Here is a 22,999-nt window from a genome sequence, read left to right as displayed (position 1 = left end):
TCACTGCCCTCCTTGTTCGAATTGCACTTGAGTCGCCGACATGGGACGTGAAGGGCGCTCGAATATGTCATCGGCCTGGGTATCGCGCTCTTCCATACCATCCTGAAGCACGCGCATCAGGTAATACACACCGGCACTGAACACGACGGCATACACGGTGATGTAACCGATCAGGCTGAACAGGGCCATACCGCCGGTCAGCGAGGGGGTCAGACCCTCGGCATGCGTCATGACATTCTGAATCAGCCAGGGAGCCCGCCCGACTTCAGTGACTACCCAGCCAGCCAACACGGCAATAAAAGGGCTTATGCTCATCAGTCGCAAGGCATGCAGGAACCAGGGCGTTTGCCAGTAACGTCCGCCACGGCGCAGAAACAAACCGGCCAGGCCGGCCGCAATCATCAACAGACCAATCAGGACCATGACGCGGAATGCCCAGAAAACGATCCAGACGGGCGGTTGCTCTTCGGCGACGACGTCGGTTACGCCGGGCACTTCACCTTCCCAGTCATGGGTCAGAATAAAGCTGGCCAGTTTGGGAATGCCGATTTCCAGGTGGTTGGTCTGTGCCGCTTGATCCGGCCATGCAAACAACAGCAGGGGTACACCGGCGGAACGCTCCCAGTTGCCTTCCATTGCAGCCACTTTGATCGGTTGATGTTCCAGTGTATTCAGGCCATGAAAATCGCCCACTACAGCCTGTACCGGTGCCAGCAAAAGTATCATCCAGAGGCTGACTGAGAGTGCCTTGCGGTTGGCTTCTACCTCACGTTTGCGCAACAGATACCAGGCACTGACCCCCGCTACGACAAAAGAACCGGTAAGGAACGAGGCCAACCCCATATGGCTGAAACGATAGATAAACGAGGGATTGATCAACGCCTGTGACCATGAAACGACATGGACCATACCGTCACGCAGCTCAGTGCCCGCCGGGGTTTGCATCCAGCTATTGGCCGACAGAATCCAGAACGACGAGATAAAGGTGCCCAGTGCGACCATGCAGGCGGCGAACAAGTGCACGCCAGCGGGTACCTTGTCACGGCCGAACAGCAGCACCCCAAGGAACGCAGCCTCGAGAAAGAAGGCTGTGACTACCTCGTAACTGAGCACTGGACCGAGGAAATTGGAGCCGGCGTAGGAGAAATTGCTCCAGTTGGTACCGAACTGGAATGCCATGACGATACCGGACACCACGCCCATGCCGAAGACCACGGCAAATACCTGGGTCCAGAACCTGGATAACTTGACCCAGAGTGGGTTTGCCGTTCGCAGATACATGCCTTCCAGAAAGGCAATGAACGACGCCAGGCCAATGGTGAAGACCGGGAAAATGGCATGAAAGCAGACCACAAAGGCAAATTGCAGGCGGGACAGAAAAAGCGGATCTAGCTCCATGTTGACAACTCCTATGGTTGTAACATCGGTAATTAATCGCAGCAGCGAAGGAAGGCTCAAGAGCAGAATTGATCTTGAATCCCTGGAGCAGTGTAGATCAAAATACTACGAGGGGTATGCGGTCAGTTGACGCACGGCCCTGCTACGGGTATTTCCGTGGTGAGAGGGGGACGGTGACAGTTCAACCGGCCAGGTGCATGCCCAGCCAGCCGAGATAGCCAAGATAGACCAGCAGCAGGCAGCCACCTTCTACGCGATTGATTCGCCCGCCCCGGCCGCGGCGGCTCAAGGCAAACACCAGCAGGGCGACAGTCAGGACCAACATCAATACCCAGTCACGTTGCAACAGGGCCGGCTCAACCGACAATGGGCTGATCGCAGCAGCCAGGCCGACCACTGCCAGGGTGTTGAACAGCCCGGAACCGATGATGTTTCCCAGTACCAGGTCATGCTCGTTCTTGCGAACCGCGGCGATGGCTGCGGCAAGCTCTGGCAGTGACGTGCCGATGGCTACTATGGTGAGGCCAATAACCAGTTCGCTGACGCCCAGGGCGGTAGCAATGTCGACTGCACCCCAGACCAGCAAGCGGGAGCTGGCAACCAGCAGCAATAAACCAATGACCAGCCAGGCAATCGCCTTGCCCATTGGCATCGGGTGGGCCTGTAGCGAGCTATCAATTTCTCCGATCAGCACATCATCACGGCCTTTTATGCCTTGCACAATGGACCAGGCAAAAAGAGCAAAAAACACCAGCAGAAGCAGGCCTGCATCCAGTCGATCAAGTTGACCGTTCAGCAACAATGCCCCGGAGAGCAAGGTGATACCGAGCAGGATCGGCAATTCCTTGCGCACGATTTGCGAATGCACGGTAATCGGGCTGAGTACGGCGACCAGGCCGATGACCAGGCCGATGTTGGCAATGTTGGAGCCATAGGCATTGCCCAGTGCCAGGCTGGGGTTGCCTTGCAGAGCGGACAGTGCCGAGACCATGAGCTCAGGTGCCGAGGTGCCGAAGCCGATGATGAGCATACCGATCAACAGGCTCGGGACACCCAGATGGAGGGCAGTGGCTGAAGCGCCGTCGATAAAGCGGTCGGCACTCCAGACCAGAACGATCAATCCCACGATCAGGGCCAGCGCGGCAAGCAGCATGAAAGTCTCTTCAGGTTGGTGAACAAGGCGGCCATTATCATGCAAAGCGGCTGCCAGTAACAGAGGGCTGCTCAGTCGTTGAGCTGTTGGTGCAGACGCTGGGCCGCGGCGTGCTCCGGGTAATGTTCCAGCAGTTGCTGCAGATAGCGTTTGGCGGCGGCGGATTGGCCATGCCGGTCATGGAAACTGGCTGCTGCCCAGAGTAGGTCAGGATCATGCCGATGCTGAGTCACTGCTTCTTCGAGCAAGCTCAGGGCTTGCGCAGGTGCGACAGGCTCGGTGGCCACCGCCAGTACGTAGGCCATGCGAGGATCACCCGGACGGAGTTGATAGGCCTGCTGCAGATGGGCCAGGGCTTCATCGTATCGCTGTTGGCGCACCAGACTCAGGCCAAGGGCGTAATACAACAAGCCGTCTTCCGGGTTGAGCGTCAGCCCTTCCTGCAGCAGGCGCTGTGCTGCAGCTTCGCGGCCCTGGGCGCGCAGCAGGTCGGCCAGATTGAGTCGGCTTCCGGTGTGCAACGGGTCGCGCTGCAAGGCTTGGCCCCACAGGCTTTCCGCTTCCCCGGCGCGTCCCTGGTCCAGTCGCAACAGGGCCGACTGGTTGAGGGCGTCAGCGCGATCGGCATGCAACGCGAGTTCAGCTTCGTAATCTGCCAGTGCGCGCGTAAAGTCGGCCTGATAGTCGACCGGTATCTGGCTGCCACTCAGCAGGCGGGCGGCGGCACTGCGAAGGCTGCGCTCTGTGTCAGTGAGCAAAGGCAATAGCGACTGACGCTGATCAGGGGTGACGTTTTCGAATGCCTCAAGGCTGCCCTGGCGAATAAGCGGGTCATGATGCGCCAGACCTGCTCGCAACCTATCCAGGTTCTGATTGTTCGGGTGCAGACGGGTCGCGGCGCTGCCCCGAATAATCGGCGGTTGATCCTCGCTCGTCAGCAGCTTGCCCAGTGCCTGCTGCACGCTCATCGCACCGTGGCGCTGTCCGGCATCGGCAGCGGCAAAGACATCGGCAAAATGCCCGTCTTGCCAGCGGCCCGCGGGATACCAGTCGGCTACTGCCTCGGCGGCCCAGGCATGGGTCTGGTCCTGATGGCAGCTGACACAGGCGTTGGGGGTATCCAGACGCAACGAGCGATGCGGGTCGGGAATGCCGAATTGATGATCGCGGCGCGGGTCGGTCACCATATAGGTGGTTTGCGGCATGTGGCAGTTGACGCATTGGGCGCCGCTACTGCCGGTGGGATGGAAGTGGTGGCTGGGCTGGTCGAAATGGTCGGCATTGTGACAACTGGCACAGAGTGTATCGCCGTCGGCGCGCAGCTGCTGGCTGTGCGGGTCGTGGCAGTCACTGCAGGTGACGCCGGCGGCGTGCATCTTGCTTTGGGCGAAGGAAGCACTGATAAAGACTTCTTCGCGTTGTTGGCCGTCCGGGTAGTACAGCGGATCGGTCAGCAGTTCTGGCCGGTAGTGATCGAAGAAGCTCTCGCCGGCCTGAAAACCCTCGCTGACCTGGCTGCGCAATGAATGGCACTGGGCACAGAGCGTTTGTTCCTTGTGCTCGGCAGTCGGCTGACGCGGGCTGGCGGTCACGGCTTCCAGCTGGAAATACCAGTCCAGCCCCTGGCGCTGGTCCAGTTGCAGGGTCAGGCCATAGGCCTCGAGGTCATCGGCTCCGGCGGCCCAGCGCAGGTGCTCACTGCCGGGACCGTGGCAGGCTTCGCAACCGACGCCGAGTTCTGACCAACCGGGTTGAAAGCGGTTGCCGGCCGGGTCATAGCCCTTGCGGTAATCAGTGACATGGCAGTCGGCGCACATGAAATTCCAGTTCTGGCTGGGCCGGGCCCAGTGCAACAGATGCTGGTGGGTCACGGCTTCATCAGGGTAGATATGAAACCAGCGCTGACCGCCCTGCTCTTCCGGCCGCGTATCCCAGGCCACGGACAGGGCCTGCAGGCGGCCATCGCCCAGATCCAGCAGGTATTGCTGCAGGGGATCAACGCCGAAGGTGTACTGCACCGGATAGTCCTGAAGCTGCCCGTCCGGGCCATCGGTACGCACAATAAAGTCATCGCCGCTGCGGGAAAACTGCGTAGTGATGCCCTGGTACTCGAACGGGTTGGCTGCAAAGTCGCCCAGCACCGTGGCCGGGCTGGCGGGTGCCATCGCCCTGGCGTGCTGGGATGCCTGCCAGTGGTCGAAGGCGGTCTGGTGGCAAGCGGCGCAAGCCGGGCTGCCGACAAAGGTGGCCTCGGCGGGCGGCGGGCTGGCTGCCAGCGGCGGCACCGTCAGTGGCGGCTGTGCCTGGTGGCCGGCATACCAATAGAGAGCCAGCGCCAGGCAGAGCAGCGCCAGCGCCGGAAGCAGCCAGTAGTAACGCAGCCGTTGAGCCATGGGTCAGTGCCAGTTTGCTGTTGTTATCGGACCATGCTGAGCCTTGTCAGCGACCGCGTCCAGCCCTGCCGGATAAAAGCTGCGCAGGTTGGCGACCCTGCGCAGGGTTCAGGCGGTCAGGCGTTGGCACCCTGCTGACTGGCCTGGCGTTCGGCGTCGACCAGCTCCTTCTTGGACAGTTTGCCGACCGGGGTTTTCGGCAGCTCGGCACGGATCTCCATCGCCGCCAGACGCTCGTGCTTGCCCAGACGTGGCTCAAGAAAGGCCTGCAGGCTGGCAAAATCGGGTGTTTCGGCGCCGCTCTTGAGCTTGATAAAGGCCTTGGGTGCCTGACCCCGGTAGGGGTCATCAATACCGATCACCGAGACCTCTTCCACCGCTGGATGTTCGTAGATGGCTTCTTCAATCATCCTTGGGTAAACGTTGTAACCACTGCACAGAATCATGTCCTTGGTGCGGTCGACGATATACACCCAGCCGTCATCATCCATATAGGCGACATCGCCGGTGCGCAGGAACCCGTCGCTGGTCATCGCCTCGGCGGTGGCATCGTCTCGCTGCCAGTAGCCGCGGGTAATGTTCGGGCCGCTGATGCAGAGTTCACCGCGCTCACCAGCGGGCATTTCCCGTTCGCTGTCATCCAGCGCCAGTATCCTTATCCGGCATCCGGGCACCGGCAGGCCACAGGACCCCGGGTGCGGTTCGGCGGTCATCGGCGTAAAAGTGCCGGTCGTAGAGGTTTCCGTCATGCCCCATCCCTCGCGCAGCGCACAGCCAGCCAGCTCCTGATAGCGCTGCTGCACATCCAGAGGCAGCGGTGCCCCACCGGAGTTGCACATTTTCAGCGAAGTCAGGTCCAGTTCGGCGGTCAGCGGGTGCGCCGCCAGGCCAATAAACATGGTGGGCACGCCGGGGAAGCTGGTAATGCGCCGGTCATTGATCAGGCGTAGCACCGTCTCGGCATCGAAACGTGGTTGCAGATAGACTTCGGCCCCCAGATGCAGGCTGAACACCATATTGATCATCAGGGCGTAGATGTGGAATGGCGGCAGTACCGCCAGCACACGTTCTTCTCCCGGCTGCAGGGTGCCATCCAGAATGGCTTCCAGTTGTGCGCATGAGCTGCTGATATTGCCGTGGGTGAGCATGGCGCCCTTGGGTGCACCCGTGGTGCCGCCGGTGTATTGCAGCACCGCCAGTTGGTTGGCCGGGTCGTCAATCGGGTAGTCGGTGAGCGTACCGTCGTTAGACAGCAATTCGACAAAGGCGCGGCACTGCGGTCCCCAGGCGACCTCGGCTGTGGGGCCAAGCTGCCCGGCATCGGCCTCACTGACGGGCCCGCTGCAGAACTCGGTCAATGTACCCAGCACCAGTGTCTGCAAGCGGCTGGTTTCCAGCAGGCTGGCCATTTTCGGGTAAAAGGCGGCCAGCTCCAGGGTCAGCATGATGTCGGTCTGGCTGTCTTCGATCTTGTGCGCCAGGGTGCGCTCGGCATCCAGTGGTGAATAGTTGACCACGGTGCCGCCGGCGCGCAGCACGGCAAAGAAGCCGATGAAATAATGCGGGCAATTGGGCAGGTAGAGCCCGACGTGCACCCCCGGCTTGACGCCGAGATCCTGTAGCCCGCGAGCTGCGCGATTGACCAGCTGATCAAACTCCCGATAGGTGATCGGGTGACCGAGAAAATTGATTGCCGGCCGCTCGGCAAAGCTGGTGACGGCCTGACTGAGCAGTTCGGAAACCGGCTTCAGTGGCAGCGGAGCGTCCCAGTGAATGTTGTCGGGGTAGGCAGACAACCAGCGCATAGCGGACATAGAGCATCTCCAGGATGTTGTTGTTTTTGAGCAAAGTCTGAAAGTAGCGCGCTGTTGCCTCGCCGAGAAGGCATATCGATGCGGGATATGGCGGGTTATAGCGCTACCTGTGACAACGGGTCACAGAGCAGCGGCAGCATAATCGATACTTTTCCATTACACTCGATATATACCCCCAACAGTATAAGGAGAGACCTATGCGACAATTACTGCGCCCCATCGTGTTATCTGTGATGGCTGCAGCTGCTCTGGCTGGTGTATCCGCTGCCAATGCGGATGAACACCAGAGCCCCCGGCAACATTTGCTGATTGTTACCAGTGCTTCGGTGCAGACCCAGGGTATGGCCATGGTGCTGGGCAATGCGATTGCCGGTCAGGGGCATCAGGTCGATGTGCTGTTATGTGACCGTGCCGGTGACCTGGCCCTGCAGAATGCACCGGATGACAGGCTCAAGCCGAATGATGTCAGCCCGGCACAGCTGCTGGATCGGCTCCTGCAGCAGGGTGCCAACGTGAGTGTCTGCGCCCTCTATTTGCCCAACAGCGAATATACCCAGGCCGATCTGCGTGCCGGCATCGAGGTGGCAACGCCACCAGACATGGCCGCCCGGATGACTGAGGAAAATACGCGGGTATATTCCTTCTGAACCCGTCAAACCCTTACAGGAGAGACCTATGCGTTTACGCAACTGGCTGCTGATAGTTGTTGCTGCCATGGCGACGAATCTGAGTGCCGAGGAGTCGGGCCTGACTCCGCAACAGACAGCTTATCTGTTGCAGCAGCAGGATGAGGCGATGCTGTTTATCGACGTGCGCGACCCGGTGGAAATCATGTTTGTCGGTACACCGCTGGGCATTGATGCCAATATTCCCTATCTGCTGGTCGATCGGTACGCCTTCGACAGCGAAAATAACCGCTTCCAGTTGAACCAGAATCCGGATTTTGCGGCCCAGGTGGCCGCAGCACTGGATGCCAAAGGTCTGGGGAAAGACGCTCTGGTGGTGACACTTTGCCGCTCCGGCAGCGAGCGTGGCGAGCCCAGTGCCAATTACCTGCGGGAACAGGGTTTTACCAATGTGCGCTATGTCATCAACGGTTTTCAGGGCAGTGCCCATAAAGACGGCGCACAGGAGGGTCTGCGTACGCTCAATGGGTGGCAGAACGATGGATTGCCCTGGCAACCACAGATTGACCCGGACACCATTTATCGACCCTGAGTGCTGGAACGATCATCAGCTGGCTAGCAACACCCGGTGATGCACCGGGTGTTGTCTTTTTACGTACGCAAAGCTTTATCATGTCATTTTTCTCAAACGGAATTCCCATGCGCAAGCTGCCATTGCCACTCCTTATCATCATCCTTGCTGTTGTGATTTTTGTGGTCTTGCGGGCCACTCGGCCGACACCGGAAACAGTAACCCCGGCCGAGCGCAGCTGGCGGGTGGATACGCAGGTTATCGAGCCACAAAAGCTACAGCCGCGACTGACGCTGTATGGGCAGCTGGAGTCACCGCAACGCTTTACCGTGGTTGCCCCCCTGTCCGGGCGGATTGCTGAATTGCCGGTACGGGATGGTCAGCAGGTTGCGCAAGGGGAGTTGCTGGTAGCACTGGATGAGGCCGATATTGCCCCGCGCCTGCTGCAGGCAGAAGCCGAACTCGCCGATGCCGAGGCCCAGCTGGCCAGCGAAAGGGCGGCGCACCGCAATGATCAGCGTGCTCTTGAGCTGGAACAGCGCATCCAGGCCAACGCGGAAGCAGCCCTGGCACGCATGCAACGACTGGTCGAGCGTGAACTGGCACCGCGTGCCGAACTGGATAATGCAGAAGACACCATGGAGCGGGCGGCACTGACGGTGGCCAACCGGCAGCGCAGTATCGAGACCTTTGCCCATCGTGAGGCGGCGCTGCAGGCACGTGTGCAACGCAGCAAGTCTGCCCTGGAAAGTATGCAGCGTGATGCCAAGCGCAGCCGTTTTGCTGCTCCCTATGATGCCATCGTCAGCCAGCCGCAGGTCGCGGTGGGTGATCAGGTGAACGCCAATCAGGCCCTGCTCGAACTGTATCCGCTGGCGGGCATGGAAGTGCGCGCCACCCTGCCCCAGGTTTACAGTCAGGCTTATTTGCAGGCGCTGGCCGAAGGCTCGACCATTCGTGCCGACACCCTGGATGAGCCAATAATTGGTCTTACTCTGGTGCGTATCGCCGGGCGAGCTGATGCCAGTGGCGTTGAAGCGATATTCCAGCTGGATGCCCCAGCCCCCAGTCTGCGTGTTGGCAATCTGTTGGCCATGAGCGCGACGCGACCCACACAGGAAAACAGTGTCGCCTTGCCCCATAGCGCCCTGTATGGCAATGACACCATCTATGCGCTGAAAGATGGCCGCATGCATCGCTTGAGTGTGCAGCGACTCGGTGAAACCCGGGATGAACAGGGTGAGCGCAAGGTTCTGGTGGGATCGCCGGAACTGGTTGCGGGCATGCAGATCGTCATCACCCATCTGCCCAATGCCATGCAGGGGCTGAAAGTGGATACGTCAGCGGCTGACGAGGAGCAGCCCTGATGAATGGAGCACGCAGCCCGCTGGGGTTCTTTGTTCGCCACCCGGTAGCGGCCAATCTGTTCATGCTGTTGATGATTGGCGCCGGGGTACTTGGCCTGACCCGCATGAATATCCAGTTCTTTCCGACCTTTGCTCTGGATTTCGTCACCGTGCGCGTGGTCTGGAGTGGAGCTGCTGCGGAGGATATCGAACAGGCGATTACCATTCCGCTGGAGCAGCGTCTGCGCAGCGTGGAAAAACTCAAGTCGATGACCTCGACCTCGGCGCAAGGGGTCTCGAATATTACCCTCGAGTTTACCGAGGACAGCGATCCGATTGTGGCCCTGGACGATGTGCGTCAACTGGTCGATGAATTCCGCAATTTGCCCAGCGGTGCCGAACGACCCGAGGTGGCGCGCGTGGCGCGTTTTGACCCGGTAGCCAATGTGCTGGTCTATGGCCCCTATGCCGATCATGAATTGCGGGCTCTGGCCTACCGGTTGGAGCGTGACCTGCTTGCGCGCGGAATCGACCGCATCAACCTTTCCGGCTTGCCGGCCCAGCAGATCAGCATCGATGTAGCGAATGCCCGGTTGCAGGAGCTGGGTATGAGCCTGGAGCAGATTGCCGAGCGGGTCGCAGCGGAGTCACGCGATCTGCCCGCCGGACAGATCGGCGATCAGGATGCGGCGCGCGAGTTGCGTGCGATCGAGCAGCGGCGCAGCCCGGAGCAGTTTGCCGAATTGATTCTGCAGTCGGCAGCCAGCAGTTATACCCGCCTGGGTGATGTGGCGAGTATTCGTCAGGAGCCCATGCGCAATCAGACCATGTTGCGTTATCAGGGCTTGCCGGCGGTGGAGCTGCAACTGCAGCGGGCGGAAAACGGGCATTCGCTGGTGTCGGCAAAGGTGCTCAATGACTGGCTTGAGGAGGTGCGCCCAACCCTACCCGAGGGTTTGCAGCTGCATGTCTATGACGAAGCCTGGCGACTGATCAACGAGCGCATCAATCTGTTGGTCAACAACGGGGTTGGTGGTCTGGTGCTGGTGTTGTTGTTGCTGTACTTCTTCTTGCCAGCGCGGGTTGCGCTCTGGGTGGCGGTCGGTATTCCCACGGCCTTTCTGGGCGCCCTCGGAGTGTTCTGGCTGATTGGTGGTTCGATCAACATGATCTCCTTGTTTGCGCTGATCATGGCGCTCGGGGTGATTGTCGATGACGCCATTGTGGTCGGTGAGGATGCCGATGCTCACTTCCGTGACGGCGAAAAACCGGAATATGCCTCGGAAGGCGCGGCCAAGCGCATGCTCTGGCCGGTAGTCGCCTCTTCGCTGACGACCATTGCCGCTTTTATGCCGCTACTGATGGTCGGTGGCGTGTTCGGCAATATTCTCGGCGATATCCCCGTGGTGATGATCTGCATTCTGATCGCCTCGCTGATTGAGTGTTTTGTGGTGTTGCCGCACCACCTGCGCAATGCATTCAAGCCCGCCATGCCTTCGCTGCGACAGTCTTCATTGGCCCGTGCCGGGCGCAAGCTGGATGGGGTTCGTAGCCGATTTGATGAAGCTTTCGGGCGTTTCCGCGAAGGCCCTTTCCGGCGCTTTTCCGCGCGTACCCTGGAACACCGGGGCGCGACCCTGGCCTGCGCCCTGCTGGCCATACTGTTTACCATCGGCCTGATGAGCAGCGGACGTATCGGTTTCAGCTTCTTCCCCACGCCGGAACCACAGGTGCTCTATGCCAATGCCACCTTCGTTGCCGGCACGCCGCGCAGCACCATGGAGCGTTTCACCGAGCATTTGCAGGACAGCCTGAATGCCACTGAAGCCGCACTGGGCGGAGAACTGATTCAGACCGCAGTCGTGCGTCGCGGACAGATTACCGGCTCGGCCGGTACAGGGCGCAGTGGTGATCAGGTGGGCTCGGTGATGGTCGAGTTGATCTCGCCGGATCACCGCGAGGTACGCAATCAGGCGTTTATTCGTGCCTGGCGTGAGCGTATCGAGATGCCGGCCGGGCTGGATCGTCTGGTGATGACTGAACGAGTGGCCGGGCCTCCGGGCAAGGACATCAATGTGCGCCTGAGTGGTGAAGATGCCCGGCAGATCAAAGCCGCAGCGGATGAGCTGGCGCAGATGCTGGGAGCCATTGATGGCGTGCTGACGGTGGAAGACGATATGGCCTGGGGCCGTGAACAGCTGGTCTATGAGCTGACGCCTTATGGCCAGGCGCTTGGCCTGAGCACGCAAAGTCTGGGCAATCAGTTGCGCGCAGCCTATGACGGCCGGCTGGCGCAAATCTACCAGCAGCAGTCGGACGAAATTGAAGTGCGCGTGCAGTTGCCACGAGATGAGCGGGAACGTCTGTCCAGCCTGTCGCACCTGAATATTCGTCTGGCCGACGGGCGCTTCGTGCCTCTGGAACAGGTTGCTGAATTCACCACCCGCCAGGGTTTCGAGGCTCTGCGACATGCCGACGGGCGTCTGGCTGCGGAAGTGACGGCTGATCTCGATCCGGCAGCCACCACGGCGGGGGTGGTATTGGAGTCACTGGCACCGGCGCTGCCGGATCTGGCTGCGCGCTACAACGCCAGCTACAGCTTCGAGGGCCGCTCGGCCGATCAGCGCGACACCATGGCCGATATGCGCACCGGGTTATTTATCGGCCTGCTGCTGATGTACGCGATTCTGGTCTGGGTGTTCAGGTCCTGGAGCACGCCGCTGATTGTTATGGCGGTGATTCCTCTGGCACTGGTCGGTGCCCTGTTGGGACATTGGCTGATGGGCATGAACATGACCATCATGTCGTTGTTTGGCCTGTTCGGGTTGTCCGGGATTGTGGTCAACAACTCGATTATTCTGGTGACCTTCTACGAGCAGCAACGCCAGCGGGGCCTGGATATAACCGAAGCGTTGAATCAGGCAGTGGTGCAGCGGCTACGGGCGGTATTGCTCACGTCATTGACCACCATTGGCGGTCTGCTGCCCTTGCTGTTCGAAACCTCGTTGCAGGCGCAATTCCTGATTCCGATGGCGACATCGATTGCTTTCGGTCTGGGCTTGTCGACGCTGTTGGTGCTGTTGGTGATTCCGGCGTTGATGTCCTATCTGGAACATTTCAAACAGCGCCGGGCAGCACGTCAGGCAGCACCGGCCTGATGCAGTGCGGTGTGGTTGGCCGGCGGCCGGGAAAGGACGGGATCGGGTGGGCGTTGCCGTTCAGGTGTACTTGATGAAGATCTTGCGCACCTGCTCGATGGCATCAGCCGGATTCTGACCCGGTTCCAGCAGGGTTTCCTCGATCAGGCAGGTCAGCATCATGCGGTAGGCCTTGTCCAGCGCGCTGCGTGAGGCCGAGAATTGCTGTGCGATGGCTTCACAGGTTTCGCCGCGTTTGATCATCGCCTGGATACCGCGGACTTGTCCTTCTACCCGCGCCAGTCGCATCAACATGGCTTTCTGTTGTGCAGCCTGGGTTTCGCTGAGTGTGTTGTTCTGCTCGGTGGCTGACATGGCCGGTTACCCCTGCAACAAAAGTATAATGGCGCCAAGTGTATGCCCAATTGCTGACCGGGTTAAGCCCCGGATGCAGAAAGGGCGCCGAATGGCGCCCTTTTCACTGCAATCAGCGGGTTCTGGTTGATTCCAGTGTCTTGGTGATTGCAGCGACCGCAGAGCCGATATTGCTCAGCTCGGCAGGCAGGATCATGGTGTTGTTGGTTTGCGCCAGTTTGCCGAACTCATGCACATACTGTTCGGCAACCCGCAAACCAACCGCATCCTGACCCCCATCGGTATTGATTGCCAGGGCAACCCGACGAATACCTTCAGCCGTGGCTTCGGCAATCAGCTCGATCTCGCGGGCCTTGCCTTCAGCTTCGTTGATCTGACGCATCTTGTCGGCTTCGGACAGGTTGATGGTTTCCTGCTTCATGCCTTCAGACACGTTGATCTTGGCCTGTCGTTCGCCTTCAGACTCGGCAACCACTGCGCGACGTTCCCGCTCGGCGCGCATCTGCTTCTCCAGCGCATCGAGAATGGTCGCCGGCAGTTCGATATCGGCAATCTCGTAACGCAGCACCTTGACGCCCCAGGGCTTGGCCGCTTCGTCGAGCACTTCAACCACTTGCATGTTGATTGACTCGCGCTCTTCAAAGGTCTTGTCCAGGTCAATCTTGCCGACGACCGAGCGCAACGTGGTCTGCGCCAACTGCATTGCGGCATAGGCATAGTCATGGATGCCGTAACTGGCCTGCTTGGGATCGACCACTTGCAGGTAGAGGACACCGTCAACCACGATCTGGATGTTGTCGCGGGTCACGCACGCCTGGCGGGGTACATCCATGGCGTTCTCTTTCAGGGTGTGTTTGTAGGCAATCTTGTCGACAAAGGGAATCAGCAGGTGAAAGCCGGCTTCCAGTGTCTTTACATATTTACCCAGACGCTCGACAACATAGGCCGAACGTTGTGGCACGATCTGCGCCGTTTTTGCCACAGTGATGACGACCAGGACCAAAAAGGCCAAGGCAATCATGGTTGCAATATCCATGCATTAGCTCCGTTTTTTACAGGGTGTCAGGAAAGGTTTGCCGGCAAAGTACTGCTGACAGTCAGCACTATACCCCGGTGACTGATGATCCAGGCAGCATCACCGGCCTTGAGTGGGTCGCTGGATTCGGCATCCCATTTGGCGCCGTTGTGCGACACATGGCCGATGCCCTGGGTAAAGTCGGTGAGTACCTTGACCCGCGTACCGATCAGGCCGCTGTCATCCTGATCCTGCAGCGAGCGATCACTGGTCGCGCCGGTCAGCCAGCGCTTGAAATGCTTGCGCAGGCCGAACAGGGCGGCAAGGCTGATCAGGGCAAAGAGTGTCAATTGAATGGGCAGGCTTTCAATCACGCCAAACAGGGTCAACAAACCCACTATCAGCGCGCCGATAGCAAAGAAGGCAGCGATCAGACCCGGCACAAAAAACTCGGAAATCAACAGCAGCAATCCCAGCAACAGCCAGAAGGGGTAGCCAGTTATCAGGCTTGCAAGCATCAAAGTCACTCCATGGACAGTCATAAGTAGGCAGCCGGCCAAGATTAGCAGATTGTCACTGCTGGCGCCGCTTTGTTGTCGTGTCTTGCACAGCAAAATATGAACTGCCGTTCATCGCATTTATTTGCTGAATGATCTTGTTGCAGAGCCAGTGTCTGATGGGTCACAAAATAGCCATAAAGTCAGCAGATGGTTTATTTCAGCCCGGCCTGTCGCTTCTCCTGATCGCTGTCTAGGCTTGCAATCGCTTGGAGCCACCGCAGCTCCGGGCCTACAAAGACAACAACAAAGGATTCGTAATATGCGTCGCACTGCATGGTTGCCCGTCACCGTCGGGCTGGTTGCCGGCATGACGCTGGCCACACAGGCTCAGGCCTTCTGGTTCAGCTCCTCCGGTTACACAAAAACGCAATACCCCATTGTGCTATCCCACGGCATGCTCGGTTTTGACAGCCTGCTCGGTGTGGATTACTGGTTCGGCATTCCTGGCGCACTGCGCAAGGATGGCGCCAAAGTGTATGTCACCGAAGTCAGTCAGCTGGACACCTCGGAAGCCCGTGGTGAGCAATTGCTGGCCCAGGTCGAAGAAATCGTCGCCATCAGCGGCAAGCCCAGAGTCAATCTGATCGGCCACAGCCACGGCGGCCCGACCGTCCGTTACGTTGCAGCCGTACGCCCTGATCTGGTGGCTTCGGTCACCAGTGTCGGTGCCCCGCACAAGGGCTCGGCGACAGCCGACTTTATTCGCAATGTGCCGGAAGGCTCCGCTGGCGAAGCCATGCTGGCCGGTATCGTCAATGGCCTGGGCGGGTTGATCAACTTCCTTTCCGGCAGCAGCTCGACCACCCCGCAGAATGCGCTGGGTACCCTGGAGTCGCTCAATTCTGCCGGCGCGGCCCGTTTCAATGCGCGTTTTCCGCAGGGCTTGCCCACCTCTGCCTGTGGCGAGGGTGCTTATGTGGTCAACGGCGTGCGCTACTACTCCTGGAGTGGCACCAGCCCGGTCACCAATATCCTCGATCCCGCCGATCTGATGCTTGGAGCTACCGCCCTGACCTTTGGCTTTGAAGCCAATGACGGTCTGGTTGGTCGTTGCAGCTCGCGCATGGGTATGGTGATTCGCGACAACTACCGCATGAACCATCTTGACGAGGTGAATCAGACATTTGGCCTGACCAGCCTGTTCGAGACCAGTCCGGTGTCGGTCTATCGTCAGCATGCCAACCGGCTGAAGCGAGCCGGCCTGTAACCATCCGCACGATCTGCCCCGGCAGTGTGCTGCCGGGGCAACAGGAATGACCCGTGAAAGCACTTATTATATATACGCCTCTTGTGCTCAGCGCCGTGCTCTTGATCGGTTGGTTGAGCCAAGGCGATGCGCCCGTTGAAACGGCTGCGGTTTCTTCCCCATCGCCGGCCGAGACAGCAGACCTGACCACTCCGGCAGCTATGCCCGGCCTCCAGGCCCCAGTGCCGGAGGCCTTGCCGGCTTCTCTGCGCGATACCGAGGTAGATGGCCAGTTACAGGTCGATGCCCAGGGCAATCTGCTGATTACTGACCAGCTGCGCCATCTGTTCGATTATTTTCTGGCCACTGTGGGCGAAGTCAGTCAGGAGCAGGCCGAGGCGAAGATTCGCGCCTATTTGCGCCAGAATCTGGCACAGCCAGCCCAGACCCAGGCGCTGGATTTGCTCGACGATTACCTCGCCTATCTGCATGCAGTGGTCGATCTGGAATCAGCTTACCCGCGGGCGGCTGATCTGGATGCGCTGCTGGCCCGTGAAGATGCCGTGCAACGTCTGCGTGCCAGCATTTTCAGCGCCGAAGCGCATGCGGCCTTCTTCGCCAAAGAAGAGCTCTATCACCGCTTCACGCTGCAACGTATGCAGGTCATGCAGGACGCTACACTGGATGCGGTTGAGCGGGGCGAGCGCATTGAGGCACTGCGTGATGATCTGCCCGACGCGTTGCGGGAGCTGTTGTTGCCCCAGCTGCATGCCGACCTGCGCCAGCAGAGTCAGGCATTGCTGGCCGCGGGTGGCAGTAGCGATGAGCTGCGCAACCTGCGTATGGAACTGGTTGGGCCGCAGGCTACTGAACGGCTTGAGGCTCTGGACAGCCAGCGCGCCGACTGGCAACAGCGGCTCGACAGCTTTGCCAGCGAGCGCGAGCAGATCATGCAGCATCCCGGGTTGGCGCCGACGGACCAGACTGCCATGCTGGATGAGTTACTGGCACGCAATTTTGCCGAGCATGAGCAATTGCGTGTGCGCGCTCTGCTGGACCTGCCCTGACATTCTGCAACATCCTCGTCAGGCAGGCCGGTTTGATACGGCGCATACTCGAAGAACACTCAATATGCGGAGGTGAACATGCGTGTTGATGAGTTCAAGAAAAAGTATGGTCTGGACAAGGAGCCTGACGAGGACGATAAAGCCAGCAGCCTGGAAGGCAAGGCGTTGCAGCGTGCCCTGCATCCCGATGCGCCGCGCGCCGGTACCCCGCATGACTGGGAAGACTGGCAGCGCTACCAACAGGAGCAGGATGATGATGCGGACTAGCCTGCTCGGCTTGTGCCTGGCCTGTGCGGCCAATGCCGCCACGGCCAACAGTTATCAGCCGGCCGATATCCTCGATTGGGAGCAGCGCGACTTTGCTGACCCGACCGAGTACAGCCTGGTTAAGCGCGACGGACAAACCTGGTTGCAGGCCGACTGCGTGAATGGCGCCAGTGCGCTGTACCTGCAACAGGACATCGACTTGCGGCAAAGTCCGGTACTGCAATGGCAGTGGGCAGTCCGTGGCGTGTTCAGTGATATCGATGAACAAAGCAAGGCGGGTGATGATTACCCGGTGCGCCTCTACGTGGTCAAGGATGGGGGTTTGCTGCGCTGGCGTACGCGTGCGGTGAATTATGTCTGGTCCAGCACGGAACCGCGCATGAGCAACTGGCCGAACGCTTTTGCCGGGCAGGCCCGGATGCTGGCTTTGCAGAGTGGCAGCACGGGCGGTTGGCAAGTGAATACCGAGCAGCGCAATGTGCGGGAGGATTTCATCGCCTTGCATGGCGAAGAGGTCGACCAGATTGATGGCCTGGCGATCATGACCGATTGCGATAACAGCGGTCAGCCCATCCAGGGCTGGTATGGGCCGATCCGCTGGTTGCCGGCTACTTCGTCATCCACACTCCGTTGAGCTGGATGTATTGCCCGGCCGGAGTGCGTTCTATGGCTTTCTTGCCGGCGCGTGCCTGAATGTCGCTCAGGTCTACATTGTGTTCATCGGCCAGGCGCTGATACTCGGCGCGTCGCGCGGCATTGATCAGGCTGGCTATCTCGTCCGCCTCACCCACCGGTTTGACCACACCCAGATAGCCGTCGGGTTGTTCGCCAAGGTGGCCGGCCTCCTTGGCGGCAGGCAGTGCAGTCATGGCTTGATTGAGGTTCATGGCCAGTGCCGGCAAGCTGAACAGGATGATCAGACAGAGAGCGCTGAAACGGGTAATCGGATGCATAACGGGGCTCCTTAGAACAGGCCACTGGATTCGCTGAACAGGGAATCCAGCTCACGGTCGATCTTGACCAGAATCTCGTGCTGAATCTTCACGTTCAAATTGATATTGATCGGCTCGCTGGGTGCAGCCAACTGGACCGTAGGGGTGCAGGCAGCCAGCAACCAGAGGCTGGTCATGAGTACCGCAAGACGACGCCATGGCATAGGCCGGGCTCCTTCCATCTCAGGGGTTCTGGCGCTGTAGCAGGCGCTGTTGAACCCGTTTTTGAATGATTTCACTGACCTGTCCGCTCAATTGCAGGCTGGCCAGCAACGCTGGAATATCCTCTTCCAGCTGTATGTTCAAGTGCACCGGGCGCCCTTGTTGCAACGCCGGGTTACTGCCTTCCAGACGCAGCCCCAGGAGCAGGGTACCGTCTTCCTGATAATCCAGCGTACTGCGTAGCAGGGTATAGCGGAAGTCATCCAGTGCAACCGCCAGCTCACGCATGCCGGGATTGCCGGCCGCCAGTTCACTGATGCGCTCGGAACGGTACTGCAATCGGCCACCCGGATTCCGCGCCTGAACCAGCCCGTCACTGACACTGAATGCACCATCGCTCAGTTTGAGCGGCAGCTGCCCATCCAGGGTACCACCGCCCTCCAGCCCTTCTGTAGGATAGACCTCAAGCAGGCGGCCCAGTTCAAGGCCGCTGAACCTGAATGGCAATACCTGTTCGCTGGTGGCCAGATCGATGTTGTCGGGTTCCAGCCATACACGTCCGCCAAGGCCCTGCAATTCGGCCTGCTCGATCCGCACTTGCCCCTGCAGCAGGCTGTCCATATCAGCCAGGTAACTGGCGCTGAGTTGAACCGGGCCGAGCGGCAGGCCGGGATCAATGCTGGTAATGCGCAGCCCGGAGCTCTCGAGCTGCAACTGTTCGCCGCGCAGGTCTATTTGCAACGGCAGGTCCAGCCCGCTGAAACTGCTACGGTCATAGATGCCGTTGGCTCCGCGCAGCTGCAGCTGACCCTCCAGACTGTCCAGACCACTGCTGCCAAGCAGGCTGACATTGCCCGTCAAGCGGCCACTCGACAGGCTGAGCAGTGCGGGCCAGTCAGCCAGACTGGCCGCCAGCGGATTGCCGGCACGGAAAAAGATTTCTTCCAGCTCGACTGCGCCCTTCCAGTCGCCAGCATCTGACAACTGCAGCTGGCTGCTCATATTGAGCCCGCCAGCGTTGCCCAGCTGCCCTTGAGCAGTCAGGGCATTGCTGTGCCAGTCCAGTTGCCATTGGCCATTCCAGCCCTGGGCTTTCAGCAATGGGTGTTCCAGTGTGCCGGCTTGCAGGCTGATTCGGCTGCTCACCTTGGGTTTGGCCGACTCGGTAAGCGGCCAGAGCAATTGGTTGTCTGCCAGGGTCAGTTGCAGGTTGTTGGCTGCCAGGTCCAGCGCCGGGTTCTCCAGTTGCTGCAGGCGCAAAGTGATGGCCTCGCTGGGGAGAAGCTGGATCTGCTGCGCATTCACTTGTCCGGCCAGCGCAGCTGCCTGCACATGTACGTTGCCGAGCGCCCAGTCATCCAGTTGCAGTGCAGCCAGCCTGACATCCAGCTCACCCTGCTTGAACGTCAGCTGCAACGCGGGTTCCAGTCCCAGCTCCAACTGGCTGTTCCAGTCTATCTGACTGCTGCCCTGACTGCTCAGGGACAGCTCGGCTGACAGCGTCTGCTGCCAGTTCAGGGTTTGATCCTCACGCGCGCGCAATTGCAGCTGCAGGTGCTCAGGGCGCAGCCAGTCAGGTACGTCGGCAAGGGCTGGATGCTGCAGTTGATCCAGGTTGAGGTCAGTCTGCAAGCGAGAGATTTGCCAGGCCTGATCAAAGTGCGCCAGCCCAATCTGGGCGTCGCCCTGAATCCGCGCGTAGCCGGGCAGCAACCAGGGTTCGGGTAGGGACAGGTCGGCTTGCATGGCCAGTTCGCCCTGCAGCATTTGCCCCGGGTTCTCGGGAGGTTGATCACCGCGCCAGAAACCACTGGCATTGAACCGGGCACCTTGCGGTAGTTGATCAACCGGCCAGCCGTCGCGGTTCAACCAGGGTGACAACGCGTTGAGCAGCCCGCTACTGTCCGGCCAGTCAGGTACCAGCAAGCTGGCGTGCCATTGTCGGCCACCGTCACTGCCCGTGAGATCCACTTGGGCCAAAGGCCGGGTATTCAGTTCAATGGTGCTGTTGAGTCGGGTATGTTCACGCAGCTCCAGATCGCTCTGCCAGCGCAATTGTTCGCCGGCATGGTGTAATTGCAACGCCAGCTGCATCTGCTCGGGATCAGTTGTCAGATTGAAATGTCCGCGCAGATGGCAATACTGCTCACCACAGGGCAGATCCATGGTCAGTTGCTCTACAACGAGCTGTTCGGGCAGTCGGGCCAGCCATTGGCGGGAATCCTGCAGTACCGCAAAGGGCCAGTCGAAAGGATTGGCGGCGGGGCTGGTAACCGGCTGGCTACCCGGCTGCATACTCAGCCAGAGGTGCTCTGCAGCAATATGTTGCAGTTGACCAGCTGACCAGTCGGGTTGCAGTTGAAGTTGCCCGATGATCAGTTGCTGGTAACCGCCGCCTTCCAGCCGGGTCAGGCTGAGACGACCGATATGCAGGCTGCCGGCCTGCCAGCGCACACCGGAAAAGCCCAGATCATGAATGCCTTGTTGCTGAATCCAGCGCTGGGCCTGTTGTGCTGCAAACAGGCCGAGCACCAGCAGGAGCAGCAGGCCCCATACGACGACACGCAGCAGCAGCGCCAAAGGGCGGCGCATCAGTTGGCTGCCTGCTCAGCCAATCCCGCCGAGGCAGAGATACTTGATCTCGACATATTCATCGATCCCGTATTTCGAGCCTTCACGCCCGAGGCCAGAGGCTTTCATGCCGCCAAAGGGTGCTACCTCGGTTGAGATCAGCCCGGTATTGATACCGACCATACCGTATTCAAGCGCTTCGGCCACGCGGAATACCCGGTTCAGGTTGTTGGCGTAGAAATAGGCAGCCAGACCGAATTCGGTGTCGTTCGCCTGGGCAATCACATCGGCCTCGTCACTGAAGCGGAACAAAGGTGCCAGCGGCCCGAAGGTCTCTTCGCGGGCTACTTGCATACTGGCGTTGACCTCACTGAGCACCGTGGGTTCAAAGAAGTTGCCGCCCAGGCTATGCGGCTTGCCGCCGAGCAGCAGTTTGGCACCCTTGTCACTGGCATCCTGCAGATGCTGCTGTACCTTGTTCAGCGCTGCTGTATTGATCAGCGGACCGGTGCTGATGCCCTCCTCCAGGCCATTGCCGACCTTGAGCTGGCTGACAGCGGCACACAGCTTGGCGGCAAAGGCATCGTACACCGCATCCTGAACGTAGATGCGGTTGGCGCAGACACAGGTCTGCCCGGCATTGCGGAATTTGGAAATCATTGCGCCTTCGACGGCGGCATCCAGGTCGGCATCGTCAAATACGATGAAAGGTGCGTTGCCGCCGAGTTCCAGTGACAGCTTTTTCAGCGAAGGCGCACATTGGCGCATCAACTGACTGCCCACGGCAGTGGAACCGGTAAACGAGAGTTTGCGCACCACCGGGTTGCTGCAAAGTTCGTTGCCAATCTCGATTGCCTGGTCGGCGTCGGCGGTCAGCACGCTGAAGAGGCCAGCAGGCAGCCCCGCTTCGACAGCCAGCGCGGCCAGTGCCAGGGCGGAATAGGGTGTTTGCGGTGCCGGCTTGACCACCATGGCGCAACCGGCCGCCAATGCTGGCGCTGCCTTGCGGGTGATCATCGCGGCGGGAAAGTTCCACGGCGTAATGGCGGCAGTAACGCCCACCGGCTCTTTTTGCACCAGAATACGTTTGTCAGCTTGATGGCCGGGGATGATGTCGCCGTAAACCCGTTTGGCTTCTTCGGCAAACCATTCGATAAAGCTCGCTGCATAGCCGATTTCACCGCGCGCTTCGGCCAGGGGTTTGCCCTGTTCGGCGGTCATGATCAGCGCCAGGTCATCCTGATGCGCCAGCATCAGCGCGTGCCAGCGGCGCAATACAGTGCTGCGCTCCTTGGCGCTCAGCGCACGCCAGGCCGGCTGGGCTTTTTCCGCTGCGGTGATTGCTTGCCGGGCGTCAGTAGTGCTCATGTTGGGTACGCTGCCCAGAACACTGCCGTCAGCCGGGTTGGCAATCTGATAGCGCTGTTGGCTGTCTGCCTCGCACCATTCACCGTTGATAAAGGCCTGTTGGCGGAAAAGGTCAGGGCGGGCAAGTTGCATCGGTAATCCTCATGGCATGGGTGTCAGTCAAAAGACACGCAAATGTTTGATATTTCAAACATGCTAAGAAATGCCGAGGGGGGCTGCAAGGGAAACAGGGAATTAAATGGTGGGGTTGCGAGTGGGGGTGGGGAAGCGCTGATTAATTGCACAAATCTTTGGCAGCGTGACTGTTGCTGACCGGTGCTGGACCGTTAGATGCCAGGCGACCGCCATGGACGGCGGAAGCGCAGAAAATGCAGGAGCAATTTTCTGCGGGCATCTACGAGCCCCCATGGATGGGTTTACGGCGTGTCCAGCACCGGTCAGCAACAGTCGCGCTGATGCTCCGACCGGATTTAATCAGTGCTTCCCTGTCGAGCAATCAAGCGACGTGGTCGCGCTCGAACAACGCACTGGGGCCGATACCATCCTGGCCATGTTCCAGCAGGCCGGCGACACGTTGCAGGCTGGCCAGCAACATGAGTTGTTCCCAGTCAGGCAGTTCGCTGAAGTTGTCGAGAAATTCGCTGGGCAGCAGTGCCGGTTCGGCCTGAATTGCCGCCAGGCCAGTCTCGGTCAGGGCCAGATGTACCTTGCGCTTGTCACTCTTGCTGCGGATGCGATGCAGCAAGTCACGCTTTTCCAGTCGGTCGATAATGGTACTCAGGGTGGCCTGGGAAACGCTGACACGCTTGGCCAGATCACCCAGGGTGCCTTCACCCATGGCCTTGATGCTGTGCAGGATCAGTAGCTGGATCGGCGTCAGGCCACTATTGCGGCCGAGCCGTTTGGCATGTATTTCACTGGCCCGTTGCAGACGGCGCAGGGCTAGATAGAGATCGTGCATCATGTGCATGGTAAGCTCCGTGGCACGCCGGTCATGG

20 protein-coding genes are annotated in these 22,999 nt (G+C 59.7%); 8 read left to right on the top strand and 12 right to left on the bottom strand.

Annotated features, from left to right (window positions below):
* The 4 genes from BLU07_RS15075 to BLU07_RS15060 all read right to left on the bottom strand — a co-directional run bounded on the left by BLU07_RS15075 (position 1) and on the right by BLU07_RS15060 (position 6,758).
* Positions 1-1,398, bottom strand: a complete 1,398-nt coding sequence (locus tag BLU07_RS15075; RefSeq protein WP_092388567.1) for a cytochrome ubiquinol oxidase subunit I — start codon at positions 1,396-1,398, stop codon at positions 1-3.
* Between the two features lie 181 nt (positions 1,399-1,579).
* Positions 1,580-2,551 carry a calcium/sodium antiporter gene (locus BLU07_RS15070; RefSeq protein WP_092388564.1) on the bottom strand — a complete coding sequence of 324 codons (972 nt, stop codon included), beginning with the start codon at positions 2,549-2,551 and terminating at the stop codon, positions 1,580-1,582.
* Positions 2,552-2,622: 71 nt separating this feature from the next.
* Positions 2,623-4,944, bottom strand: a complete 2,322-nt coding sequence (locus BLU07_RS15065) for a tetratricopeptide repeat protein (protein WP_092388561.1) — start codon at positions 4,942-4,944, stop codon at positions 2,623-2,625.
* 116 nt (positions 4,945-5,060) lie between these two features.
* Positions 5,061-6,758, bottom strand: coding sequence for a long-chain-fatty-acid--CoA ligase (locus BLU07_RS15060; RefSeq protein ID WP_092388558.1), 1,698 nt, complete (start codon positions 6,756-6,758; stop codon positions 5,061-5,063).
* A 197-nt stretch (positions 6,759-6,955) separates the two neighbouring features.
* On the opposite strand from BLU07_RS15060, the gene BLU07_RS15055 reads away from it, so the two are divergent.
* The 4 genes from BLU07_RS15055 (at position 6,956) to BLU07_RS15040 (ending at position 12,459) form a co-directional block, all read left to right on the top strand.
* Entirely contained in the window at positions 6,956-7,405 is a 450-nt protein-coding gene (locus BLU07_RS15055) for a DsrE family protein (RefSeq protein WP_092388555.1), read from the top strand.
* Between the two features lie 28 nt (positions 7,406-7,433).
* Positions 7,434-7,976, top strand: a complete 543-nt coding sequence (locus BLU07_RS15050) for a rhodanese-like domain-containing protein (RefSeq protein WP_092388552.1) — start codon at positions 7,434-7,436, stop codon at positions 7,974-7,976.
* Between the two features lie 107 nt (positions 7,977-8,083).
* Positions 8,084-9,322 (top strand): efflux RND transporter periplasmic adaptor subunit, encoded by a 1,239-nt coding sequence (locus tag BLU07_RS15045; protein ID WP_172830121.1) that lies wholly within the window; start codon positions 8,084-8,086, stop codon positions 9,320-9,322.
* Positions 9,322-12,459 carry an efflux RND transporter permease subunit gene (locus BLU07_RS15040; RefSeq protein WP_092388546.1) on the top strand — a complete coding sequence of 1,046 codons (3,138 nt, stop codon included), beginning with the start codon at positions 9,322-9,324 and terminating at the stop codon, positions 12,457-12,459. Before BLU07_RS15045 ends, BLU07_RS15040 begins: the two co-directional genes overlap by 1 nt.
* Before the next feature lie 60 nt (positions 12,460-12,519).
* Here BLU07_RS15040 and BLU07_RS15035 read toward each other — a convergent pair whose 3' ends face one another.
* From BLU07_RS15035 to BLU07_RS15025, 3 genes are all read right to left on the bottom strand, one after another.
* Complete coding sequence (locus BLU07_RS15035; protein ID WP_231701649.1) at positions 12,520-12,813, bottom strand: metal-sensing transcriptional repressor; 294 nt, start codon at positions 12,811-12,813, stop codon at positions 12,520-12,522.
* Between the two features lie 112 nt (positions 12,814-12,925).
* The gene (locus BLU07_RS15030) at positions 12,926-13,849 is read right to left on the bottom strand and encodes a stomatin-like protein (protein ID WP_092388543.1); all 924 of its coding nucleotides are present in this window, start codon (positions 13,847-13,849) and stop codon (positions 12,926-12,928) included.
* Between the two features lie 26 nt (positions 13,850-13,875).
* Positions 13,876-14,346, bottom strand: coding sequence for an NfeD family protein (locus BLU07_RS15025; RefSeq protein ID WP_092388540.1), 471 nt, complete (start codon positions 14,344-14,346; stop codon positions 13,876-13,878).
* A gap of 301 nt (positions 14,347-14,647) precedes the next feature.
* Here BLU07_RS15025 and BLU07_RS15020 point away from each other — a divergent pair, with 301 nt between their 5' ends.
* From BLU07_RS15020 to BLU07_RS15005, 4 genes are all read left to right on the top strand, one after another.
* Entirely contained in the window at positions 14,648-15,595 is a 948-nt protein-coding gene (locus BLU07_RS15020) for a triacylglycerol lipase (RefSeq protein WP_092388537.1), read from the top strand.
* 53 nt (positions 15,596-15,648) lie between these two features.
* The gene (locus tag BLU07_RS15015) at positions 15,649-16,641 is read left to right on the top strand and encodes a lipase secretion chaperone (protein WP_092388534.1); all 993 of its coding nucleotides are present in this window, start codon (positions 15,649-15,651) and stop codon (positions 16,639-16,641) included.
* 78 nt (positions 16,642-16,719) lie between these two features.
* Positions 16,720-16,908, top strand: a complete 189-nt coding sequence (locus BLU07_RS15010; RefSeq protein ID WP_092388531.1) for a hypothetical protein — start codon at positions 16,720-16,722, stop codon at positions 16,906-16,908.
* Positions 16,892-17,542, top strand: coding sequence for a DUF3047 domain-containing protein (locus BLU07_RS15005; protein ID WP_197675022.1), 651 nt, complete (start codon positions 16,892-16,894; stop codon positions 17,540-17,542). The genes BLU07_RS15010 and BLU07_RS15005 overlap by 17 nt, the downstream gene beginning before the upstream one ends.
* On the opposite strand, the gene BLU07_RS15000 is transcribed toward BLU07_RS15005, so the two are convergent.
* The 5 genes from BLU07_RS15000 to BLU07_RS14980 form a co-directional block, all read right to left on the bottom strand.
* Positions 17,517-17,861, bottom strand: coding sequence for a YdbL family protein (locus BLU07_RS15000; protein WP_092388525.1), 345 nt, complete (start codon positions 17,859-17,861; stop codon positions 17,517-17,519). The genes BLU07_RS15005 and BLU07_RS15000 overlap by 26 nt on opposite strands.
* Positions 17,862-17,872: 11 nt before the next feature.
* Positions 17,873-18,064 (bottom strand): YnbE family lipoprotein, encoded by a 192-nt coding sequence (locus BLU07_RS14995; protein ID WP_092388523.1) that lies wholly within the window; start codon positions 18,062-18,064, stop codon positions 17,873-17,875.
* 19 nt (positions 18,065-18,083) lie between these two features.
* A complete protein-coding gene (locus BLU07_RS14990; protein ID WP_092388520.1) occupies positions 18,084-20,654 on the bottom strand; it encodes an intermembrane phospholipid transport protein YdbH family protein in 2,571 nt (856 codons plus the stop codon).
* A gap of 15 nt (positions 20,655-20,669) precedes the next feature.
* Positions 20,670-22,133 (bottom strand): NADP-dependent succinate-semialdehyde dehydrogenase, encoded by a 1,464-nt coding sequence (gabD, locus tag BLU07_RS14985; protein ID WP_092388517.1) that lies wholly within the window; start codon positions 22,131-22,133, stop codon positions 20,670-20,672.
* Positions 22,134-22,497: 364 nt separating this feature from the next.
* On the bottom strand, positions 22,498-22,971 hold the full coding sequence (locus BLU07_RS14980) for a MarR family winged helix-turn-helix transcriptional regulator (protein WP_092388514.1): 474 nt from the start codon (positions 22,969-22,971) through the stop codon (positions 22,498-22,500).
* Positions 22,972-22,999: the final 28 nt, after the last annotated feature.

The organism is Halopseudomonas salegens (assembly GCF_900105655.1).
Lineage (GTDB): Bacteria > Pseudomonadota > Gammaproteobacteria > Pseudomonadales > Pseudomonadaceae > Halopseudomonas > Halopseudomonas salegens.
Note: the sequence above shows the minus strand (reverse complement) of the source record. Positions and strands in the feature narration are given on the sequence as shown.

What these genes read in the sequence shown, in the direction of transcription:
- BLU07_RS15075 (WP_092388567.1), bottom strand. Translation starts at nt 1,398, where the DNA reads ATGGAGCTAGATCCGCTTTTTCTGTCCCGCCTGCAATTTGCCTTTGTG.
- BLU07_RS15070 (WP_092388564.1), bottom strand. Translation starts at nt 2,551, where the DNA reads ATGCTGCTTGCCGCGCTGGCCCTGATCGTGGGATTGATCGTTCTGGTC.
- BLU07_RS15065 (WP_092388561.1), bottom strand. Translation starts at nt 4,944, where the DNA reads ATGGCTCAACGGCTGCGTTACTACTGGCTGCTTCCGGCGCTGGCGCTG.
- BLU07_RS15060 (WP_092388558.1), bottom strand. Translation starts at nt 6,758, where the DNA reads ATGTCCGCTATGCGCTGGTTGTCTGCCTACCCCGACAACATTCACTGG.
- BLU07_RS15055 (WP_092388555.1), top strand. Translation starts at nt 6,956, where the DNA reads ATGCGACAATTACTGCGCCCCATCGTGTTATCTGTGATGGCTGCAGCT.
- BLU07_RS15050 (WP_092388552.1), top strand. Translation starts at nt 7,434, where the DNA reads ATGCGTTTACGCAACTGGCTGCTGATAGTTGTTGCTGCCATGGCGACG.
- BLU07_RS15045 (WP_172830121.1), top strand. Translation starts at nt 8,084, where the DNA reads ATGCGCAAGCTGCCATTGCCACTCCTTATCATCATCCTTGCTGTTGTG.
- BLU07_RS15040 (WP_092388546.1), top strand. Translation starts at nt 9,322, where the DNA reads ATGAATGGAGCACGCAGCCCGCTGGGGTTCTTTGTTCGCCACCCGGTA.
- BLU07_RS15035 (WP_231701649.1), bottom strand. Translation starts at nt 12,813, where the DNA reads ATGTCAGCCACCGAGCAGAACAACACACTCAGCGAAACCCAGGCTGCA.
- BLU07_RS15030 (WP_092388543.1), bottom strand. Translation starts at nt 13,849, where the DNA reads ATGGATATTGCAACCATGATTGCCTTGGCCTTTTTGGTCCTGGTCGTC.
- BLU07_RS15025 (WP_092388540.1), bottom strand. Translation starts at nt 14,346, where the DNA reads ATGCTTGCAAGCCTGATAACTGGCTACCCCTTCTGGCTGTTGCTGGGA.
- BLU07_RS15020 (WP_092388537.1), top strand. Translation starts at nt 14,648, where the DNA reads ATGCGTCGCACTGCATGGTTGCCCGTCACCGTCGGGCTGGTTGCCGGC.
- BLU07_RS15010 (WP_092388531.1), top strand. Translation starts at nt 16,720, where the DNA reads ATGCGTGTTGATGAGTTCAAGAAAAAGTATGGTCTGGACAAGGAGCCT.
- BLU07_RS15005 (WP_197675022.1), top strand. Translation starts at nt 16,892, where the DNA reads ATGATGATGCGGACTAGCCTGCTCGGCTTGTGCCTGGCCTGTGCGGCC.
- BLU07_RS15000 (WP_092388525.1), bottom strand. Translation starts at nt 17,861, where the DNA reads ATGCATCCGATTACCCGTTTCAGCGCTCTCTGTCTGATCATCCTGTTC.
- BLU07_RS14995 (WP_092388523.1), bottom strand. Translation starts at nt 18,064, where the DNA reads ATGCCATGGCGTCGTCTTGCGGTACTCATGACCAGCCTCTGGTTGCTG.
- BLU07_RS14990 (WP_092388520.1), bottom strand. Translation starts at nt 20,654, where the DNA reads ATGCGCCGCCCTTTGGCGCTGCTGCTGCGTGTCGTCGTATGGGGCCTG.
- gabD (WP_092388517.1), bottom strand. Translation starts at nt 22,133, where the DNA reads ATGCAACTTGCCCGCCCTGACCTTTTCCGCCAACAGGCCTTTATCAAC.
- BLU07_RS14980 (WP_092388514.1), bottom strand. Translation starts at nt 22,971, where the DNA reads ATGCACATGATGCACGATCTCTATCTAGCCCTGCGCCGTCTGCAACGG.